14 protein-coding genes, 1 tRNA gene and 1 pseudogene are annotated in these 21138 nt (G+C 54.9%); 8 read left to right on the top strand and 8 right to left on the bottom strand.

Features of this window, described 5'->3' with window-relative positions; all coding sequences use genetic code 11:
• The first annotated feature begins 115 nt into the window (after positions 1–115).
• Complete coding sequence (locus OC445_RS14845) at positions 116–2308, top strand: TonB-dependent receptor (RefSeq protein WP_198790599.1); 2193 nt, start codon at positions 116–118, stop codon at positions 2306–2308.
• 1 nt (position 2309) lies between these two features.
• The gene (locus OC445_RS14840) at positions 2310–3641 is read left to right on the top strand and encodes an LLM class flavin-dependent oxidoreductase (RefSeq protein WP_198790600.1); all 1332 of its coding nucleotides are present in this window, start codon (positions 2310–2312) and stop codon (positions 3639–3641) included.
• 70 nt (positions 3642–3711) lie between these two features.
• On the opposite strand, the gene OC445_RS14835 is transcribed toward OC445_RS14840, so the two are convergent.
• A complete protein-coding gene (locus OC445_RS14835) occupies positions 3712–4110 on the bottom strand; it encodes a VOC family protein (protein WP_072446255.1) in 399 nt (132 codons plus the stop codon).
• Positions 4111–4367: 257 nt separating this feature from the next.
• Between OC445_RS14835 and OC445_RS14830 the strand changes: the two genes are divergently transcribed.
• The 6 genes and pseudogenes from OC445_RS14830 to OC445_RS14805 all read left to right on the top strand — a co-directional run bounded on the left by OC445_RS14830 (position 4368) and on the right by OC445_RS14805 (position 14587).
• Positions 4368–4889, top strand: a complete 522-nt coding sequence (locus OC445_RS14830; RefSeq protein ID WP_125919826.1) for a hypothetical protein — start codon at positions 4368–4370, stop codon at positions 4887–4889.
• Positions 4890–5277: 388 nt separating this feature from the next.
• Complete coding sequence (locus OC445_RS14825; protein ID WP_198790601.1) at positions 5278–6732, top strand: tyrosine-type recombinase/integrase; 1455 nt, start codon at positions 5278–5280, stop codon at positions 6730–6732.
• A 175-nt stretch (positions 6733–6907) separates the two neighbouring features.
• A pseudogene (locus OC445_RS14820) lies at positions 6908–8281 on the top strand (transposase).
• A gap of 372 nt (positions 8282–8653) precedes the next feature.
• Positions 8654–11077 carry a TerB N-terminal domain-containing protein gene (locus OC445_RS14815; protein WP_262020199.1) on the top strand — a complete coding sequence of 808 codons (2424 nt, stop codon included), beginning with the start codon at positions 8654–8656 and terminating at the stop codon, positions 11075–11077.
• Complete coding sequence (locus OC445_RS14810; RefSeq protein WP_069557042.1) at positions 11074–12369, top strand: ATP-binding protein; 1296 nt, start codon at positions 11074–11076, stop codon at positions 12367–12369. The genes OC445_RS14815 and OC445_RS14810 overlap by 4 nt, the downstream gene beginning before the upstream one ends.
• Positions 12344–14587, top strand: coding sequence for a DEAD/DEAH box helicase (locus OC445_RS14805; protein ID WP_198790603.1), 2244 nt, complete (start codon positions 12344–12346; stop codon positions 14585–14587). Before OC445_RS14810 ends, OC445_RS14805 begins: the two co-directional genes overlap by 26 nt.
• 155 nt (positions 14588–14742) lie before the next feature.
• Here the strand turns inward: OC445_RS14805 and OC445_RS14800 are convergent, their stop codons facing one another.
• From OC445_RS14800 to ihfA, 7 genes are all read right to left on the bottom strand, one after another.
• On the bottom strand, positions 14743–15792 hold the full coding sequence (locus tag OC445_RS14800) for a hypothetical protein (RefSeq protein ID WP_198790604.1): 1050 nt from the start codon (positions 15790–15792) through the stop codon (positions 14743–14745).
• A complete protein-coding gene (locus OC445_RS14795) occupies positions 15792–17336 on the bottom strand; it encodes a hypothetical protein (RefSeq protein ID WP_068580289.1) in 1545 nt (514 codons plus the stop codon). Before OC445_RS14795 ends, OC445_RS14800 begins: the two co-directional genes overlap by 1 nt.
• Positions 17337–18146, bottom strand: a complete 810-nt coding sequence (locus tag OC445_RS14790; protein ID WP_043049579.1) for a hypothetical protein — start codon at positions 18144–18146, stop codon at positions 17337–17339.
• An 11-nt stretch (positions 18147–18157) separates the two neighbouring features.
• Positions 18158–19594: a hypothetical protein gene (locus OC445_RS14785; RefSeq protein WP_068580291.1), complete on the bottom strand. Its 1437-nt coding sequence runs from the start codon at positions 19592–19594 to the stop codon at positions 18158–18160.
• Positions 19595–20331: 737 nt separating this feature from the next.
• Positions 20332–20408: transfer RNA gene (locus OC445_RS14780), tRNA-Pro, on the bottom strand.
• Between the two features lie 90 nt (positions 20409–20498).
• A complete protein-coding gene (locus tag OC445_RS14775) occupies positions 20499–20855 on the bottom strand; it encodes a MerR family transcriptional regulator (protein WP_003174972.1) in 357 nt (118 codons plus the stop codon).
• Positions 20836–21138, bottom strand: coding sequence for an integration host factor subunit alpha (ihfA, locus tag OC445_RS14770; RefSeq protein WP_002553164.1), 303 nt, complete (start codon positions 21136–21138; stop codon positions 20836–20838). Before ihfA ends, OC445_RS14775 begins: the two co-directional genes overlap by 20 nt.

Below are 21138 nucleotides of genomic sequence, written 5' to 3'. Positions count from 1 at the left end.
CGCTAACAAAGCGCGCTGTCTGCTACTCGCTCGAGCGAATGCCCAAGACATGTTCACAGGCGCTGACGGTCGCAGAACCGCAGCGGACCAGGGTATTTTTTCGAGCGGGCACAGCATGCATAACTTTCCACGGCACACCCATTTGTTGCTTCTGGCCGGCCTCAGCGCCTTGCCCGTCTGCGGCGCTGTTGCAGCTGATGAGCAGGAACCCACGCTCCAATCCGTGACAGTCACCGCTACCCGCCGCGAAGAATCGCTGCAAAAAGTCCCGGTGGCCGTCTCGGTGCTTGAGGGCGAGCAACTGGAGCGTGACAATCGCAACGGGGTGGCGAGCATCGCGCAGCAAGTACCGTCGCTGAACTTTCGCACCGGCGCTTCGAACAAGGACACGTCACTGTTCGTGCGCGGCGTAGGCACCATTTCTACCTCGCCGGGCGTTGAGCCAACGGTGGCTACGGTGATCGACGGCGTGGTCTATGCACGCCCCGGCCAGGCCACCCTCGACCTGCTGGACCTTGAGCGCATCGAAGTACTGCGCGGCCCGCAAGGCACGCTGTTCGGCAAGAACGCCTCGGCCGGCGTGCTGAATATCACCAGCAAGGCGCCGACGGCCCAGACCCACGGGTTTATCGATCAGTCGTTCTACAGCGGCAATGAAAGCCGCACGCGCTTCGGCATCGGCGGCAGCCTGGTACCGGAGGTACTCAAAGGCTCGATCAGCACCTTGTTCGGCAGCTACGACGGCAACGTCGACAACCGCCATAACGGTCAGGAGGTCAATGGCTACAACCACAAGGGCGTTCGCGGCAAGCTGGAGTTCACGCCCAACGACGACGTGAAGCTGACCCTGATCGCCGATTACATGCAGTCCCACGATGACGCGCCCAATGGTGTGGTCAGCAAGTCCCTGAACCCGGCGTTCAGCAATGCCTTGAGGCCGGTGCGCGCCTCAAGCGACAACCGCGATATCAACACCGATACCCGCAGCCATGTGCAAGACACCAACAAGGGCCTGTCGGCACAGTTGGACTGGAACCTGGGCGACTACACCCTCACCTCGATCACCGCCTGGCGCGGCTGGGACAACATTCAATATCAGGATGGCGACCGTCTCGGCACGGTCACCGCCGCATTCCCCGGCACCGCTGACAAGGGCGACCTGGCGTTCGACCAATACTCCCAGGAGCTGCGCCTGGCCTCGCCCAAAGACGAGTTCCTGGAGTACGTCGGCGGCCTGTTCTACATGCATGGCAAGGATGAGGAGACCTATCAGCGCACCCTCACCACCACGACGCGGGTCGATAGAGGCATTGCCGACTACAGCACCACCAGCGACAGCTACGCGGTGTTCGGCGAGACCACGCTCAACTTCACCTCGCGCTTTCGCGGCATCGCCGGGTTGCGTTACACCCATGACGACTTGAAGTACGACCATCGCCGCGTGTCCACCTCTGCCACTACCGTCAGCGGCATTCAACCGGCGACATCGAGTTCTGGTTCGGTAGACGAGGACGGTTGGTCCGGGCGGCTGGGCGTGCAGTACGACATCAGCGACACCGTGACCAGCTACCTCACTTACTCGCGCGGCTACAAAGGCCCGGCCTATAACGTGTTCTTCAACATGCAGCCGCGCGACACCGACGCGCTCAAGCCGGAGACCTCCAATACCTGGGAAGCCGGAATCAAGGCCACTGCCTGGAACAACCGCCTGACCACCAACCTGGCGGTGTTCCACAGTGACTACGACAACTACCAGGCCAACTTTTTCGACACCGTCGCCGGCCAAGTCGTGACACGCCTGATCAACGCTGGCAGCGTCAGCACCGAAGGCGTCGAGCTCGATTACGCGTTGCAAGCCACCCAGCAACTCAAGCTCTCCGGCGCCCTGGCCTATACCCGAGCGCGCATCGATCAGTTCGCGTGCCCGCCAGGCGCGGCGGCGACCTGCAACGTCAATGGCAAGCCACTGCCCTTCAGCCCGGACTGGAAAAGCTACGTGCGCGCCGACTACAGCATCCCTCTGAATAACGGCCTGGATATCGAACTGGGCACTGACTACAGCTGGCAGAGCGAAGTGCAATACGACATCAGCCAGAACCTGAACACCAAACAAGGCGCCTACGGCATCTGGAACGCCAGCGTGGCCCTGGCCGACTACACCAATGGCTGGCGCGTGGCGCTGTTGGCGAAGAACCTCGCCGACAAATCCTACTCACCGCTGCTAGCCAGCGGCGGCAACTACATCTACCGCGCCGTGCCTCGTGACGATGAGCGTTACTTCGGCGTGCAACTGCGCAAGGATTTCTAGCATGAGCCGTCAACTCAAACTCGGCGCCTTCCTGATGGCTACCGGGCACCACGTGGCCGCCTGGCGCCACCCCGACGTACCGGCGAATGCTGGCCTGGACTTCGCCCACTACAAGCATTTGGCACGGGTGGCGGAAGCGGCGAAGTTCGACGCACTGTTCGTGGCCGACAGCATCGCCGCCGCCACCGGTGAGGTCGCGAGCCAGATGGCGCGTTCGGATCATTTCGAGCCGCTCACCCTGCTCTCGGCCCTCAGTGCCGTGACCGAACATATCGGCCTGATCGCCACCGCTACCACCAGCTATAACGAGCCGTACCACGTGGCGCGTAAATTCGCCTCGCTGGATCACCTCTCCGGCGGTCGCGCAGGCTGGAACCTGGTGACCTCGGATAACGCCGCCGAGGCGCTGAATTTCGGTCGCGACGAGCACCTGGGGCATGCCGAACGCTACAGCCGCGCACGGGAATTTCATCAGGTGGTGACGGGGCTGTGGGACAGCTGGGACGACGACGCCTTCGTGCGCGACAAGGCCAGCGGGCGCTATTACGAACCAAGTAAACGCCATGTGCTGGACCATGTGGGCGAACACTTCCAGGTCAAAGGCCCCCTGAACGTGGCGCGCTCGCCCCAGGGCCAGCCAGTGATCGTGCAGGCTGGCTCCTCGGAAACCGGCCGTGAACTGGCCGCGCAGACCGCCGAAGTGGTGTTTACCGCGCAGACCTCACTGGCCGACGCGCAGGCCTTCTACAGCGACCTCAAAGCTCGCCTGGGCCAATACGGGCGCGAGGCCGATTCGCTGAAAATCATGCCGGGCGTGTTTGTGGTGGTGGGGCAAACCGAAGCCTTGGCCCAGGCCAAATTCGAAGCGTTCCAGGCGCTGGTCGAACCCAAGGTGGGGGTGGCGTTGCTGGGGCGCATGCTGGGTAATTTCGACCTGTCCGGCTACCCCCTGGATGGGCCGCTGCCGCAGCTACCCTTGACCGACAGCGGTCAACGCAGCCGCCAGCAACTGCTGAGTGAACTGGCCCAGCGTGAACAGCTGACACTAGCGCAACTGGGCCGACGCATTGCCGGTGGCCGCGGTCATTACAGCGTGATCGGCACGCCGATTCAGATCGCCGATGAACTGCAGCGCTGGTTCGAAGAAGGTGCGGCGGATGGCTTCAATATTCTGGTGCCGCACTTGCCGGGCGGGCTGGAGGATTTTGCCCGCTGGGTGGTTCCCGAGTTACAGCGGCGCGGTTTGTTTCGGCGCGAATACACCGGCACCACACTGCGCGAAAACCTTGGTTTGGCGCGCCCGGTCAGCCGTTTCAAGAAGACGCGATCATGAAGCCCCAGGTAAGGCGGCAGCCAGAACGGCACTGCCGCAAACACCCCGTACAAGCCAGAATGTGCCGAACTTACAAATCTCCACGATGAACAACATGTACCTTATTGCCATCTGGATCACGCAAGTATGCGCCGTAGTAACCTTCACCATACTGCGGACGTAAGCCGGGCATTCCCTCATCCGATCCGCCCGCATGAAGCCCGGCGGTATAGGCAACGTCTACCGCATCTGGAGAGGGAGCCGAGAAAGCGACCATGCTGCCATTCCCTGCCCTGGCTTCGTTGCGATCATAAGGGCTGTACACATAAAAGCGAGGAAGAGCGCTATCTGGCTTGACCCAGCATGCCGACGTCGGTCCACCATCAGGAGTTACGGTGCGGCGACACAGCCCCAGCGGGATCAGTACAGCGTCGTAAAAAGCGGCAGCCTGATCAAGATCATTTGTTCCAACAGTGATGTGACTGAACATCCGCGACCCTCCTTTGTTTTTGATGCGAGGGATTCTATCTTGCCTTTCAGGCAGAAGGTTACACAGTCACCATTGGCGGCTGAAAGACAGATACCCGGCCTGGCGACACTCCCCAGATAAGGTCCGAGCCCATTGTCATTGCTGAATCCTGAAGGAACTCATATAAAGGTTTCGGCCGAACCATGGCGTTCGATTCTCGGACGTCCGCTAAGATAAGGCAGTCGGATCTCATCTCATTCACAAAGCTGAGCGTGAAAATGCCGAAAGAACATAATGAACAAGTACATCCGAGAAGCGGGTGGGCTAAAGCGGGCACAGTAATCGCGGTATTGGTGCCTGCCCTCACACTGCTCGGTGGTGCGGGCTACCAACTCATGGAATTCGGTAACGTCAAAGCTACTGTTAAGCAGCAAAGCTTAAGAATTGATGAGTATCGAGAGCAAAACCGTAAGCTTTCGGACACCAGAGATGAACTGTCGAAAGAACTCAACTTAGTGAAATCGAAACTCACGGCAGCGGAAAATAAACTGGTAGAGGTCGATAAACAACTCGGCACTGCATACGCAACGATCGAGCATTACACCATAACGTCTGATCGACTCCAGAGGCAGCTCTCTAGGAACGACCCGTGCATCGCCATACAACAGACCATCGCGAAACTTGAGGCGACCCTGGCTCGTAATGATTACTTTCGCTTAGCGGATGATCGGAGGGAAGAGACGAAAGCCCAGATTATCGAACATCAGGGATCACTGAGAGCCTGCTTAGGCCGAGCCTAATGAACGCAATGGCGGAATGACTGAAAGCTCCCAGGGAGACCAACGAAGAATCATCTGGTCCGAGGCAATACTGGACCTGAATATCATTGAGATCACCGGGTAGTTTTTGTGCAAGTTTTTGCGCAGGCACAAAAAAGCCGATCTAGCTGATCGGCTCAAGTGTCTGATTTTACTCAGGAATAATGGTCGGGACGGAGTGATTCGAACACTCGACCCCTAGCACCCCATCTCCTTTTTCATACTTTTTGAAAGACTCCGAAATTTCACTCTGGATTTTTCTAAGCTAGTATTTACTTGAGCTCCAGCGGTGTTCTGCTCTACGAGAGTCCAGTAACGTCCATCAAGAGCCGACGTTTTTGTGGGGGTAAAAGTAGGGGGAGTCCGTTTTATGGCTAAAATTACCATTAAAGAACTCGAAGCACTGACCGCCAATGATGCCGGTCGCATCCTCCGCGAGTATGGTAATCTCGCCGGTCGAATCTCAGTCCGTAAGGACTGCGTATCGGTCAGCTTTTTCTATCGCTATCGGTGGGGCGACCAGAACAAAGAATACTCCTGCGGGTCCTGGCCGCGCAAATCCCTGACGGACATCCGCAAGACACGCAACCAAGCCCGGACGCTCATTGATGAGCAGATCAATCCCAACGAGCACAAGAAAACCGCCAAGGCACAGGCCTACGCCGCGGCTAACGTAGAGGCCGAACAAGTAAAAACGACGAAGGTGCAAACGCTGACCGTCCAGGATCTGGCCAAGGCCTGGCTGTTGGATGGCGTGGCGCGTAAAGACAGCAATGCCGAGTTGAAACGACGCTTTAACAAGGACCTTTTGCCAGCACTTGGCAAGACAGCGGTGAACAATGTTTCCGAACACGATGTTCGGGCGCTGATCCGGGCCGTGGTCAACCGCGGCGCTCACCGGCAGGCCATCAGCTTCTTCGCCGACCTCACCCAGATGTTCAGCTGGGCTAGAAAGCGCCAACCTTGGCGGGCGTTACTGGTTGAGGGTGATCCGACTGAACTGGTCGACATCTCCCCATTGATCCCTGTCGACTACGAAGCTGAAAGAAGCCGCATCCTTTCCCCGACTGAGCTGTTGGAATTGCACAACCGCTTCCAGCAAATGACCGCCGATTACGACGCCCTCCCCGCGGGCCAAAAATACGACGGTATTCGGCCGCTAAAGAAGGAAACGCAGCTCGCGCTCTGGATCAGCCTGGGCACCTTGTGCCGGATTGGCGAGTTGCTACAGGCCGAATGGAGAAATGTCGATCTGGACCAGCAGACCTGGTTCCTCCCCAGTGAAAACGTCAAGGGCACCCGGGGCAAGAAGCAGGACCACCATGTCTTCCTCTCCCCCTTTGCCCTGCATTTCTTTCAGGAACTCAAAACCCTGACGGGAGATTCACAGTGGTGTTTTCCCAACAAGCAGGATGAAGGGCATGTGGACGTGAAAGTGGTGAGCAAGCAGGTCGGTGACCGCCAGGCTCGCTTCAAAAACCGCAAGGCCCTCTCTAGACGGCGTCATGACAATACCCTGGTCCTGGCCGACGGCCAGAACGGCGACTGGACGCCGCACGACCTGCGCCGTACGGGCGCAACCATGATGCAGGCTTTGGGGGTCAGCCTGGACGTCATCGATCGCTGCCAAAACCATGTGCTGGCCGGTTCTCGGGTGAGACGCCACTACCTGCATCACGACTATGCCGAAGAGAAGAAACGTGCCTGGAATCTGCTGGGCGATCGACTCAGTGCTGTGTTGTCCTCCACCTACGAGCACTCACCGGCGGAGTCGATGATTTCTTTCCCAGCCTATACCGCGACTGGATTGCTACCGACTTCATAAGTCGGCATCTTCAGTACTGAGTACTCATAGTTTCGTATGACATCGCCGAGCGCGCTATTTGGCTCGATTTCTGCCCATCATGACCGGCAGAAATCGGCCGATTCTGTTGAAAAAGTAGCTCCCCTATCTGGCCTGCGGCAAAATATCTGCATTGGCCAGCAGGGAAGCACGCAGCATGATGGGACAGTTATCGAGTGGGCAGGATCGGCTGTTTTACTCGTTCAACCTTGAAGATCACATTCCAGCCAATCACCTTCTGCGCAGCATTGATCGGTGTCTCGATCTGAGCGACCTGCGCCATTACCTCGCCGATTTCTATAGCCCGATCGGGCGTCCGTCGATTGATCCTGAACTGATGATCCGCATGCTGATCGTGGGCTATTGCTACCGCATTCGCTCAGAGCGGCGGTTGTGCGAAGAGGCCCATTTGAACCTGGCGTATCGCTGGTTCTGCCGGTTAAGCCTTGAAGATGAAGTGCCCAACCACTCGACCTTTTCCAAAAATAGACACGGCCGTTTTCGGGACAGCGATCTGTTTCGCTGGCTGTTCAATGAAGCGCTGCGTCGCTGCATGGACGCAGGCTTGGTCAAAGGTGAAGGCTTTGCCGTGGACGCCAGCATCATCAAAGCGGATGCCAGCCGGCAGCGCGGTGTACCGGGTGATGAACAGGTCAACTGGAGCGATCCAGCCCTGAGCACCCGCGCCGTGCGTGAGTATCTTGAGGCACTCGATGAAGAGGCTCTGGCCGAAACGCTACCGAAGCGCCTATCGCTGACTGATCCTCAAGCCCGCTGGACCGCAGCTCCAGGCGGCCCAGCGTTCTACGCTTACTCCACGAATTATCTGATCGATACCGAGCACGGTGTGATCATGGATGTGGAACCCACACCGGCTCATCGAACCGCAGAAGTCGAGAGCACCAAGACGATGATCGATCGGGTCGAAGCGCAGTTCGACATTAAGCCGGAACGCCTCATTGGCGACACCGCTTACGGTACTGCGCCGATGCGGGCCTGGATGGTGGAGGAAAAAAACATCGAGCCGCATGTCCCGGTGTGGGACAAAACCGAGCGCAAGAACGACAGCTTTTCGAGTAACGATTTCCACTGAAATGAAGAGTCCGAGGAATACTGCTGCCCGGCTGGCAATGCATTACGTAGTGAATGGCGAGCCTTCAAGAACGAGCGTTCGCACGTCACCAAAGCCAACACCATCATCTTCCGATCCCGGCAGACCGACTGCGTTGCCTGTCCGATGAAAGCCAAGTGCTACCCGAATACTGCGTTCCGCAAGATCGCTCGCAGCGTGCATGAAGCCGCGCGTGATGTGGCTCGGCGAATCGCAGAAACACCTGCGTACGTGCGCTCTCGCCACGAACGTAAAAAGGTCGAAATGTTGTTTGCCCACCTCAAGCGCATCCTGAAATTGGATCGCCTGCGACTACGTGGCATGAGTGGCGCGACTGATGAATTCACGCTGGCCGCTGCGGTGCAGAACCTGCGACGACTGGCCAAATTTACCTCTCAAGGGCCACCGGTCACGGGATAGGTGTGCCTGCGCCAAGCAAAAAGCCTCAAACTAACCCACTAACAGAGCAGCAAAGGTCACCGAAGGGCCGAAAAACCACTCAATGTGGTGAGTAGGTTCTCCAATGGTGGTCGTGCCTGAGTTCAGGCGATCTGAAAATCCGACTTTTTCAACAGAATCGGCTGATAGCTGCCCACAATTAATCGCAGCTATCAGCAATGGAGGGGGATGATCTGCGCGCGTCATGCTGAAAAGCTACTTCTGATGATTGTAGCTATTCGTGCGCGAGCAAAGTTTTCCGATCAATAGCGTTCCTCAGCCCATGGTTCTCGTAGGGCAATTATCGGATACTGCCATTGCGCCAGCACCCATATTTCAAGGTTGAAACGACTCATGGCAAGGAAGAAGGCAAAAAATTCTACAAGTAACGGCATCCTGATCATTTTCGCTCTGGCCTTCGGCGCAGTCGCATCGATCCCGAAAAATGCTTGGATCGCCATTGGTGTTATTGCTTGCATTGCCGCGGTTTTTTGGCTGCTGGTTCGTCGCTCAAGGCGACAGGCCGAGCAATTGTCAGTAGCCGTTTCGGAGACGGAACATCTGCGAGAGCATCAACGGTCAGGCATCACTTTCTCTATCCGTGAGGTTTCAGGGAGCAATATGGGCACAGAGGAAACCTCTGATTTTTACACTGTCCAACTCGGCTCAGCATCTTCAAAGTCCTTCAAAATTCCAAATGCGAGCACGCAAAAACCTGATGTTCGCTGGGTGCCAGCAGGTGAATCTGTCACCGTTTCCGGTTTTTCAATTCCCGGTGGCATGTTCTATATGGGCAGCGTGCTAGGTGGCCGGCACGATGCCGAAGAACCCTCACTGATAAACCCCAAGCTCCGTATCGCAAAGACACACGTCGATCTAGAAGAACGGCTGATGTCCTATTGGCCCAGTTTTCACTCCATCACATCAGAGGCTCGCCGTGGATACCTTCAATGGCTGGAGGGCGGTCGTCGTTACCCACTGGCAGACACCGGCTACGTCTTTTTGTATTTCTATGGTCTAGAGCGTCGAGCACTCGTTGACGCAGTGAGTGACCCGGGCGTCAAGGCTGAGCTTCCTTTGATCTTAGAAGAAGTCCAGCGCCTATTGAGTATCTACGGGGAAAATAGGTCGTTCAGGGGATATGCGGAAGGTTTTCTGGATTACCTGAGCAACACCAAGATCGATCCAGACCTTTACCTTGGCTCACCTCCCAACGTTGTCGCGTATAGCTACGAGATGCCACTGCCACTGCGCGTAGGTCTGGGGCAATTCGCTTCCAACAAGCGCCCCCTTGATGCCGATTGGGCATTAGCCTGGGCGCTAGCTGACCCCAACATCAGCAAACGCACGCCCGTGACTCGCTGCAAGGATGTCTTTTCGAGACTGTTCAAGCTTAAGTACACAAGCGCCCATCCTAAGGGTCTTGTCCTGGCGCAGAACAAGACCAAACTTAAAACCAGCTATCGGCCGGCCTCCGCGGTCTTAATGGCCCCCACGCTTAGCTTGGGTGACCTTCCTGATGTCCTGGCCACGTCAGGTACACGAAAAAGCCTGCAGTTGCTGGTTGAGGTATGCACTACCGAGCTTGAACCCTACAGCCGATATTTGGGCCGCAACCCTGATAGCGCAGAAGCTCTCGAAGGTCTTTTGCAACTTCCCGTCGCTCTCTGGCCGACGGCAGCCCGTACAGAATTGGACGAGCTTCAATTCAGAATTGGCGACGACCTGATTGTCATGAGCTTTGGCGAACTCGCAGGCCGGTTCAAGAGCGCCGGCGCCCTGTCCCGCGACAAAGTACTTGCACTTGCCCGCGCGCTGGAATCGCTTCACATCGGTATTGAACCCGACGTACTGGCTGGCAGTAAGACACCGAAAGCAGAAGATCAAATCGCGCTGTTCGTGACTCAACCAGAAGACGGGTCACTGCGAGCTTCTGCAGCCTACAATGCTGCTTCGGTGACGCTCGACCTTGCTAGTGCTGTGGCTTCTGCCGATGGTGATACCTCCACTGAGGAAGTTACGCTGCTTGCTCAACACATCGATTCCTGGAATCACCTGAGTGTCGCCCATCGCAAACGCCTTAAAGCACACCTGCGAATCCAGATTCAGCAACCGCCAACGCTGGCCAGCCTGAAGAAAAAACTCGACCCACTAACGGTCGAAGCCAAACGCACGATTGCCAGCTTCCTGGCCCATCTGGCGCAAGCTGATGGCATCGTCAGCCCATTGGAAGTGAAACTTCTTGAGCGCGTTTACAAGGCCCTGCAGCTAGACAGTCAGTTGCTGTACAGCGATCTCCACGGTGCTGCATCTGGAGCAAGTATTGCCTCCGTAAAACCAAAAGCCGGCATTCCTCGTTCCGAGCCTGGTACCCCGGTCACCGCCACTGCGAATCAAGGGTTCGTGCTTGATCACGAGCGCATTGCAGAACTGCAACGAGAAACCGCAGAGGTCTCCGCCCTCCTTGCCAAAGTCTTCACTGATGACCAGGTTGACGAATCGGAACAGTTGGTCGATGTGGCAGAATCGGTACAAGAATCGAGTGCAGACATTGATGGTCTCGATTTAGAACACTCTGCATTCCTTCGGTTGCTGATCTCACGCACTGAGTGGAGCCGCTCCGAACTTGAAGCTGCCGCCAGCGACATGGAACTGATGCTCGATGGTGCCCTGGAACAAATTAACGACATGGCTTTTGAACGTTTCGACATGCCCGTCACTGAGGGTGATGACCCTGTCGAGATCAATACAGACATTCTGGAAGAGTTAGCCCTATGAGCACTATCAGAGCCAAGGATCGCGATGCGGTCATCCAGTCGCTACGCGCAGGCGTCGTTCCTCGCGTAGGCCAACACCTGATTCAGGTTGGCCGGGTAGGCGAACTAGATGCACTGATCAAGGACGTCAATCGCCTGGTTGAAAGTGGATCGGCATTTCGAGTCGTCATTGGCGAGTACGGTGCGGGCAAGACGTTCTTTCTGAACCTGGTACGAGCCATTGCCATGGAGCGCAAGCTTGTCACCATGCATGCCGACTTGAACCCAGATCGCAGATTACATGCCACGGGTGGACAAGCACGTTCGCTTTACTCCGAGTTGGCTAAAAACATGTCGACGCGTACGAAGCCCGACGGAGGGGCTATGCAAGGCATTGTTGAGAAATTTATCTCTCAGGCCAAAACCGAAGCCAAGGCGGCGGGTACGGACAGCGAGACTGTTATTCGTGCTCACTTGGCCGAGCTGACCGAGATGGTCAACGGGTATGATTTTGCGGAGGTGATTGCCGCCTATTGCCGAGGTTTCGAAGAAGGCAACGAGCAGCTCAAGGCCGACGCCATCCGTTGGTTGCGTGGAGAGTTCACCACTAAGACTGATGCCCGAGCAGCCTTGGGTGTACGAACCATCATTGATGATGCCTCCGTCTACGATCAGCTCAAGCTCCTGTCGAGATTCGTCAGACTTGCAGGTTTTGGCGGTCTGATGATCTGCCTCGACGAACTGGTCAACCTCTACAAACTGGCCAATACCCAAGCTCGTAATGCCAATTACGAACAGATCCTCCGTATTCTCAACGACTCTCTGCAGGGATCGTCCGAAGGGCTTGGTTTCGTTTTAGGTGGCACTCCTGAGTTTTTGATGGACACTCGTCGGGGGCTATTCAGCTACCCTGCCCTGCAATCTCGATTGGCCGAGAACTCGTTTGCAAAATCAGGATTGGTGGATCTGTCGGGGCCGGTCATTCGCCTGACCAGCCTGACCCCGGAAGACTTCTACGTGCTGCTTCAGAAACTTCGTCACGTATACGCTGGCGGGGATGTCGAAAAATACTTACTACCTGACGAAGCGCTCCCCTTGTTCATGGCGCATTGTAATCAGCGCCTGGGAGAAGCTTACTTCCGCACGCCACGTACCACGATCACAGCGTTCATCAACCTGCTCGCCATCTTGGAGCAAAACCCGGGCGCCGATTGGCGAATGCTGCTTGGAGCCGTCGAGGTCGCCAGGGACTCAGGCGGCGAAGACGATACCAAAGTCGATGCGGACGATGAACTTGCCACCTTCACACTCTGAGTCATCGGGTTTCGATCAACTTGAGTCCCGAATCCAGAGATGGGTTTGGGCGGAAGGCTGGACTTCCTTGCGCGACGCCCAGGAATGGGCGGTACCTGTTCTGGTGGATGCCGATCAGGATGTCATCATCGCCGCAGCAACAGCGGCAGGCAAAACCGAGGCTGCTTTTCTTCCCATACTCACCAATTTGCTGAATCGTGATGATCCACCCGGTTCGGTGCTGTATATCAGCCCGCTCAAGGCCCTGATCAACGACCAGTGGGACAGGTTAAGCCGTCTTTGTGAGCAGCTTGAGATTCCCGTAGTGGCTTGGCACGGGGACATCTCCTCAAGTAAAAAACATCGCTTTTTGAAGTCCCCTGAGGGGGTGCTTCTGATCACTCCTGAATCCCTTGAAGCCCTGTTCGTCAACCGCGGTTCAAGTCTTGGCGGGGTGTTCCAGCACCTGCGTTATATCGTCGTGGATGAGCTGCATGCGTTCATCGGTAGCGAACGAGGCAAGCAACTTCAGTCGCTAATGCATCGGGTAGAACTTGTTGCCGGCCACCGTCTCCCTAGAGTCGGGCTCTCAGCCACCCTCGGCGATATGAAGATGGCGTCGGAGTTTTTGCGCCCGGGAAATGCCGATGGCGTTACCGTCATTGAATCAAAAAGCTCCAACCAGACTCTCCAGGTGCAAGTTCGTGGTTACATTCAGCCACCCATGAGCGAGCTCAAGAAGAAGCCCGTAAAGCTCTCTGACCAGGCGGAAAATGAAGACGAGACAGAGAACGAGGCAAGCCCAGACTTCGCGATCGCTGATCATCTTTACAAGGTGTTACGCGGCAGTAACAACCTGATTTTCCCAAACAGCCGGTCTCAGGTTGAATGGTACGCAGATCAACTGCGACGGCGCTGCGAGAAAGACGGCGTGCCTAACGAATTCTGGCCTCATCACGGTAGCCTTTCGAAGGACTTACGTGAGCAAGCAGAACATGCTCTCAAGGCAGGGACTCATGCAGCATCCGCGATTTGCACCACGACGCTTGAGCTCGGCATAGACATCGGCAGCATCAAAACAGTCGTGCAGATTGGTGCCCCACCATCGGTGGCGAGTCTGCGACAACGTCTAGGGCGATCGGGAAGGCGCCCAGGAGAAAAAGCAACGCTGCGCGTTTACTGCAAGGAATCGCCACTCAAAGATGGATCGAGCCTCTCGGATCAACTGCGCCAAGGCTTGGTTCAAACCATTGCCATGGTTCGACTGCTGGCCAAGGGATGGTTTGAACCTCCCAGGGCTCAAGGCATTCACGCGTCCACCCTCGTTCAACAATGTCTTTCAGTGATTGCCCAGTGCGGCGGTGCATCTGCTGCAGATCTCTGGAAAAGTTTGATTGCTGAGGGAACATTTCCAAAAGTTGAGAAACCAGACTTTGTGAAGTTGCTCAAGGCGCTCGGCGAGCACGAGCTCATTGTTCAGGACAGCTCAGGGTTGCTTCTTCCTGGGACGGTTGGAGAGCGATTGATCAACCACTATGAGTTCTACAGCGCATTCACCAGCGACGAAGAATTTCGCCTTGTATGCGATGGTAGGGCACTGGGATCTGTGCCGGTAAGCCGTCCACTGACCAAGGATCAGCGCATTATTTTCGGAGGCCGGAGGTGGCAGGTTCGTGATGTTGATCTCCAGGCCAAAGTCATCATCGTTTCAGCAGCACGCGGTGGCGCTCCTCCTCAGTTCGATGGTCTGGGGGCGATGGTGCATGACAACGTACGCCAAGAAATGCGAGCCGTCTTGGCAGACACAATCCCCTGCCCCTTTATTGATCAAGGGGCTCAAGAGCTTCTCGACGAGGCTCGAAAGACATTTGTTTCGCTGGGACTTGGTAAGCGCTACATAGTTGAGTCGGGCGGTAAGTGTTATCTGATGAGCTGGCTAGGTGATCATGCCAACGATGCACTGCGCTTGTTACTCAATCATGTCGGCCTTTCTTGTGATAACGCAGGCCTTACCATTGAGGTTGACGCCGACATCGGTCGAACCCAAATGGCACTGAAGGAAGTCGGAAGCCTGGATGCTGCTGATCTAGATTCGATACTTTCGGAGGTGGAAAACATGCTGCGCGAAAAGTGGGATTGGGCACTGCCGCAATCCTTGCTGATGAAGTCGTTTGCTTCCATATCGCTCGATATCTCGACCGCAATTCTTTTTGCACAGAGTCATTCTCTGGAAAAATAAGTGGAAGAAACCGCACTGCATTGCGCCGACGCGACTACGCGCGAACACGCTGACGTCCCGCCACTGGGCTGGTGATGAGTGATCATTACCAGCCTAGCCTTGCGTAATTCTGAGCCTGTTAACACGGCTCAGAAACCGCATGTCGACGACAAGACCTAACGTCGAACTTCAACCTTGTAGAACAAATTTTCTATCATCAGGCGGCGCCGATCGGACATCACTGCCCCTTGAATTTGACTCGCCAGTCGCACATAGAATTTACACTCTCGTTGATTGGCTAAATCAGAGATGGAGCGTGCCGCCTGAAGAAAGTCCTCATACGTGCGAGTGGTGTTTGCCATCAGAGCGGAGAAATTCGGGAGCGCTTCAGCATCTGCCTGTCGTGTTGGCGGCCAGGCCGGTTCAAAGCTCAGTGAGTCCTCCTTCAAGTACACCGTGAGGAACATTTCTGCTTTGCCGGCTTCGTTCGCCCAGCAAGGCGGCAGATCGCCTCCCTTGCCCTTGTTCAGCTTGTTTTGTAGAAACTGAACCTGCCCTTTCAGGTCACTGTTGGTTTTCTGCAACGTCGTCGGATTTGCACCTTGTTTCTCGGCTTGGACATAAGCTTCAGCGTTCTTCACAATGTCTGAAATCTGCTCCAAAGTCGGAACGCCTTCTTGCCCTAACGCGGTCTTCAACAATTGCTCCGTTGCCTTGAGAGCACCTATGCGTTTGATGACGTCCGTGGGTTGTGCGTCCTTTTCCTGGTCAGGATCGACCACGAGTTTTTTGAGCTGGTCATAGGACATCATTGTTTCAAGGATAAGGCGCTTGGCATCTTCACCCTTGTTTTTGCTACCAGCCTCCTGCAAAGCCTTATCGATAGAGGCTAGCGCAGTAAGCTGTTCATCTTTCTGAGTGAGTAGCACCTTGAGGCGGCCGGCCTCTTCTTTTGCCTTGGAGGCATCGATGAGCTTCGAAATGATCTCGTCTGGATTTTTCACCTTAAGAGAAACCATTCGCGCCTTGAGCTCATCACTCGCAAGCTTGATAGCTTGTTCACGCTCATCGATATTTTGATAGGCGGAAATTTTGTTCGCCATCTCCGTATTCTTATGCGTGAGCTGCCAAACTTTGTACCCCATCAGCAAAAGAAGAATGAAACACAAAATGATCCAGATTTCGGTAAGTGACAGCTGAAACACCTGATCATTTTTAGAACTCATCAGGCAGTTCTCACATCCGACGCAGGCACATGGTCGAGGGCCTGCGTCGCGTTGGCAATTGACTCGAGTGATGGTCCGAAAGCTTCTTCGCTGGCCGCTAACAAACGTGTTTCAGGATTGCTGATGAGATCAATCTTGCCCATCAGCTCATCCAGCAATCTGGCATTCGCCGCCTCGATGCCGCGGTTGCTCGATTCAACGCTGGCAGCCAGCGCCTTATGCACATCACTGCTGGCCACGACCGCCTCCACCAACGGCATCAACGTCAAGCGTAAATTGTCCGCGAAGACCTCGTTACTCTTAACACCGGAATCGCTGACGGCATTTAGTGCGCCCGTTACTTCCTGAGTTAAACGCTCCACTGTGGTTTCGTCACTCACAACAGTGCGTAATTCTTCAAGCTTTTCGACAATTTTCGCGAATACCTGCTGGTTAGCTTTCATGTCCTCCATGAAATCCTCTCGTTGATCTTCCAACGCATCCAGATAGCTTTTTTGAATTTGTTCCACTCGACCCATGACGTCACTGCCCTGTGACTTCATCGATTGCGCCAAGCGTTCTTGGCTTTCCACGATAGAACTAACCGCGGCGACTGCCTGCCCGATCGTTTCAGTTTTGGTGTTCAAACTACGGATCGCAGTGCCCACCATCCGAGCGGCAGCCTTGACGTCCAATGCCAATGTAGAGACCCCTTCGTTCAGGGTGTCGGTGGTTCCGGATAGCGTATCAATAGCGGGGTTAAGTTTTTGAGCGAACAGGTTATCCGGGAACAGAGTCTGATCGAGCCGCTCCTGTGCTTTTTTACCGAAGTCGAGTGCATGCGATTCCATGCGATCGAGTGTCTGAGAGCTTTTCTCAGAAAGCCCGTTGATGGTGGTCAGTAAATCCGTACTGGCGTCATTGGCTTGTTTAAGGATGCGTTCGAAAGCTTCATTGCTTTGACGGGTAGCGCTGGCGAAAAACGCATCCATAGCATTGGTGCTGTGCTGAGAGATCGTGGTGATTTGCTCATGGACGCTCTGCACTGCTTCCTTGGAAGCAGCCATAACTTGATCCCTGAACACCTCCAGCTGCTGGCTGGCAGCGTCAAAAGCCATGGTCAGGTTTTCAGCCGACTGAACAGCACGCTCCTCAACGCTCCTGACCGCGTCGTTTGTATCAACTTTGAAGCCTGTATGTAGCACCCTGGCTAGCATGCCTATGGCTGTGCTCACCATCGCGGCGCCAAACCGAACGGCCATTCCATTGAGATTCTCACCAATGGAGTTAATGTCGAGCAGACAGATGATGATGCTGCCGACAGTGAATAAGAACCCGAGGTAGTACACCGAGTCCGCAAATTTCGCGAGGGTGAGCTGGACGTTCCACTTCTCCCGTACGCGGTAACCTACAAACCAATAACAACACATCACGAGCAATGGAAGCACAAAGCCGAGCCAGAAAGGCTCGTTGAGTAGGAGGCTGGTTACGGCCAAAGTAGCCTTGAGTATTACCGCCGCAATGAAGTAGGTTTGCACCCGGCGCACGTGCTTGTTGAAGTCCAATTACAGCCCCTCCATTGCAGTAATTCCCTCAACCGAAGCCCCGTTGGCCTCGAAATATTGAGCCCAGAAATTGCCAAGCTCGTTGGTTTGTGGCGTTTTCTGCTCGTTTGCCAGCAAATTGATGGTCACGGTGGCTCCGTTTAAGCCTGGCGCTTGGGCGTTGCGACCATAAGGAGACTTGGCAAACTCTGCATAATTGTGTCGTTTATTTTTGTACATTGAGAAATCAGGCATGTTGGCCAACATGTCCGAGTAGATGACAAGCTTGCGGTCACCTTTTACGTTGGCATGATCGAACCCGTTGATGCCTACTAGTTGAAGCATCTGAAAAATGGGTGACAGCTTGCTGTGTTCGTCGAGTGGGATATGGCGCACAACGGCATCGAGCGGCTTGGCGAACTTTTCATTGAAATCCCTATCAACAAACTTCTTGGTCGCCGTGAGTTGACTGCGATCGCCCCACTGACCAGGGTTGCAGCGTTCGAAGATAGGCTTTTCGTTTTGCTCAAATTTTTCCCCGAGCAAAAACACAGAAAGCAGGTGCCCTTCAGGCACCTCGTTCACCACCATCGTCTTGAGCCGCTGGGACAAAGCAGCCTTCTGGGTGAAAGGGAACGGCGAGGTGTTATCAATTAACACGACATATTGGCCTTTAGGGCCGTTACTGGGGCAAAGGGTCTCCTTGTCCAGGGTTTCGTGGTTCATTTTGTAATAGCCAATCCCGCCGAGCACCAAGGCGACTGCAACGCCAATCACGCCGCCCCAAACCCATTTCCCGGTGTTACTTTCACGCTTGGCATAAACCGACATCAAAAATCCCCTTATACCAAATCCTGGAGCGGCTGAAGCTGGTTGTATTGCTGATTGAACGAGGATTGGACTCTTGCCCGGATCGGCTCAACTTCAGCGACCAATTCACGCAGAAGCTGCTCCTGTGCATCCAGTCGCAACTCATCCTTTTGAACACTGAAATCCGGCATGTCCAGGGGGCCAAATGTCACTGGATGGTCGAAATAATCAGGTGGTTGAACATCCGTAGGGCGCGCCATCATATTTTCGTTCTGGTAGTAGCGGGTTAGGCTCTGCAGCGTTTCATCGGCCATGACCAGCGTTTCGGATACCTGTTTTTTCACTATCGACTTCTGGTTCATATTGAACTTGAAAGCTTTGATCGCCTTTTCAGCTGCCTGCACGCCGCTATCGATTTTCAACAGCACTTCGGCCTTCTCGACTTCCAGCCTATCTCGCAAGCCTTCGATCAATTCGATATAGCGGCGGTGAGCCTCAGCATATTGACTCCATACCCCTGCATACCCCGGATAGCGATCCGTGAAGTTGTAGCCCTCCCAAACGCCGACACAGCCAAACACAATCGTCCCGAAGAACAGAATCAATGACTCGAAATCCTGAATGGGAAATATGCCTGTGCGAAGGCTTTGCCAGACCAGAGGGAAGGCGTTTTGACTTCCGCCTTCATCGACGGTCAGCACATAACGGAAATAGGAGATCAACACCCCCAATCCAATCATGACGGCTACTGCCAAAGCGAAAGAGACCCAGCCCCAAAACTGGCGTGTTCCCCTGACGTGGTTCTTGTTTCTGAAACCAAGCCCCGCGAGAAAACACGCAAGTACGTTGAAAAACGACAACATGAAGGCCATCGTAAAACCGCTGAGCAAACCACCCTCCAGTCCTGAGCCGAAGAACGTGGCATTTAGCGCGCCTTCTAGGACGCAACAGCCAAGCACGACCATCAGCTTGAAAAATTGGCTACCACCAGTGGGGCATTTTGCAGGGACGCTGGGCAGGCGGTTTTCGCTACGAAAATCGCTGAGGATCTGAAATTTAGTTTTTGTGTCAGCTGCGAAATCCTTCATACGCCCGTCTTCACGAGTAAGGTGATGATCGGACGTACGAACAAACTCGTTCCCTAACTCGATGGCGCGGTTCATATCCAGCGTAATGTCGATCGAGTCCAGGCGATTCTGAATTTGCTTAACACGCTGCTCGCCATACTTCACCGTTTGCTCTCGCATCCGGCCAAGCTCCGCACGGACGGCGTGCTCGGCAGCGGTTAATTGCGTATCGCCGCTCCTCGGGATGCCTTTCGCGCCGTGTTCTCTAGCGATTTTTTGAAGATCCAGCTTTTTCTTGAGCTTCTCAGGGTCAATCTTCGGGATGAGCGGTTCGCTATGCTCTGTTTCCTGGCTCGAAAAAAGGGAAGCAATAAAAGCAAAGAATCTTTTGAAAAAATGCATTGAAGACATCCATGCGCTTTGTTAATCAACGACTTATGACATTCATATGCGCAAGCGTGCTACGCAGCATGAATTGCCGTTTTTATCGTTCTGGAGGGTGAGTTCAGGAGGAATCGTCGTCCGTAACGTGCAGCCGTATCAAATAGCCATCAGGGCGGCGAAATGATGACTGCACCACTGCTCCATAGCAAGCAGGAACGAGTAGTTTGCGGACTAACGGCCGGGCTAATAGGCGGCTGCTAGTCAAAGCAAGAATTTTTACTCGGCTGGAGGCCCAACCAGGTTGGATCATCCGCGCAGTACTAGAAGGGTCCGAACTATTCGCCAAGCAGCCTCAACTTGTAGGCCGCTGCCACGCCTTTGAAGCTAGATTGTTCATGATGGACTATGACCTACGCAGTCTAGTCCCCCGACGGCTATACGATCCCAGAGCCGCCCAAGCCTAACTACCGGGTATGCAGGATGACCCGAGCGACCTGAGATAAACAAGCTGATGGTTGACCTGTATGTAGTTCTCAATTAGCAAAAAAAATAACCTTAAACACTCAAAAACGTTAGGACCTGAAGAGAAAGACCAAACAGCATTGGTAAAGAGACCACGCGTGAGCGCCAAAGCCTGCGCCCGCCCACGCGGAAGCCGTGAGGATTCCACCCAGAGCCGGTGGTTTTGTGGGGGTAAAAACGGCAAAAAATAAAAAAGGGTCGCGAGATAAAATCTCGCAACCCCTTGAATTATATGGTCGGGACGGAGTGATTCGAACACTCGACCCCTAGCACCCCATGCTAGTGCGCTACCGGACTGCGCTACGCCCCGACTTGGCGTGTTACTGGGTTCGCTTCTTAACGAAGCGAACCGGAATATACCGCAAGCTTTTGAAATGTGGAAGTATTTTTAAAGCTTGAATCATTTTTTCAGCACCACCAGTACATCTTCCAATTCGGAGATCATCTGGCGGATCAGTTGCTTGTATTGAGTGGTGTCGTCTTTGGCTTCGTCACCGGACATACGCTGGCGTGCGCCGCTGATGGTGAACCCCTGGTCGTACAGCAACGCGCGGATCTGTCGGATCATCAGCACGTCCTGGCGCTGATAATACCGACGGTTCCCGGTGCGTTTGACGGGGTTGAGTTGAGGAAACTCCTGCTCCCAATAGCGCAGCACGTGCGGTTTTACCGCACACAGCTCGCTGACTTCACCGATGGTGAAGTAGCGCTTGCCTGGGATGACGGGTAGCTCGTCGTTATGACTTGGTTCCAGCATAAGCCTCAACTCGGGCCTTCAACTTCTGCCCAGGACGAAAGGTGACCACACGGCGAGCCGTGATCGGGATTTCTTCTCCCGTTTTTGGATTGCGGCCAGGCCGCTGGCGTTTGTCTCGCAGGTCAAAATTGCCGAAACCGGACAATTTGACCTGTTCGTTGTCCTCCAGAGCGTGCCTGATCTCTTCAAAAAACAGCTCGACCAATTCCTTGGCCTCGCGCTTGTTCAGACCCAACTCTTCGTACAGACGTTCCGCCATCTCAGCTTTCGTCAAAGCCCCCAT

The sequence above is a fragment of the Pseudomonas sp. Pse35 genome, assembly GCF_024519715.1.
Classification (GTDB): Bacteria; Pseudomonadota; Gammaproteobacteria; order Pseudomonadales; family Pseudomonadaceae; genus Aquipseudomonas; species Aquipseudomonas paracarnis.
The sequence above is the reverse complement of the archived record's forward strand: the minus strand, read 5'-3'. Positions and strand labels throughout refer to the sequence as shown.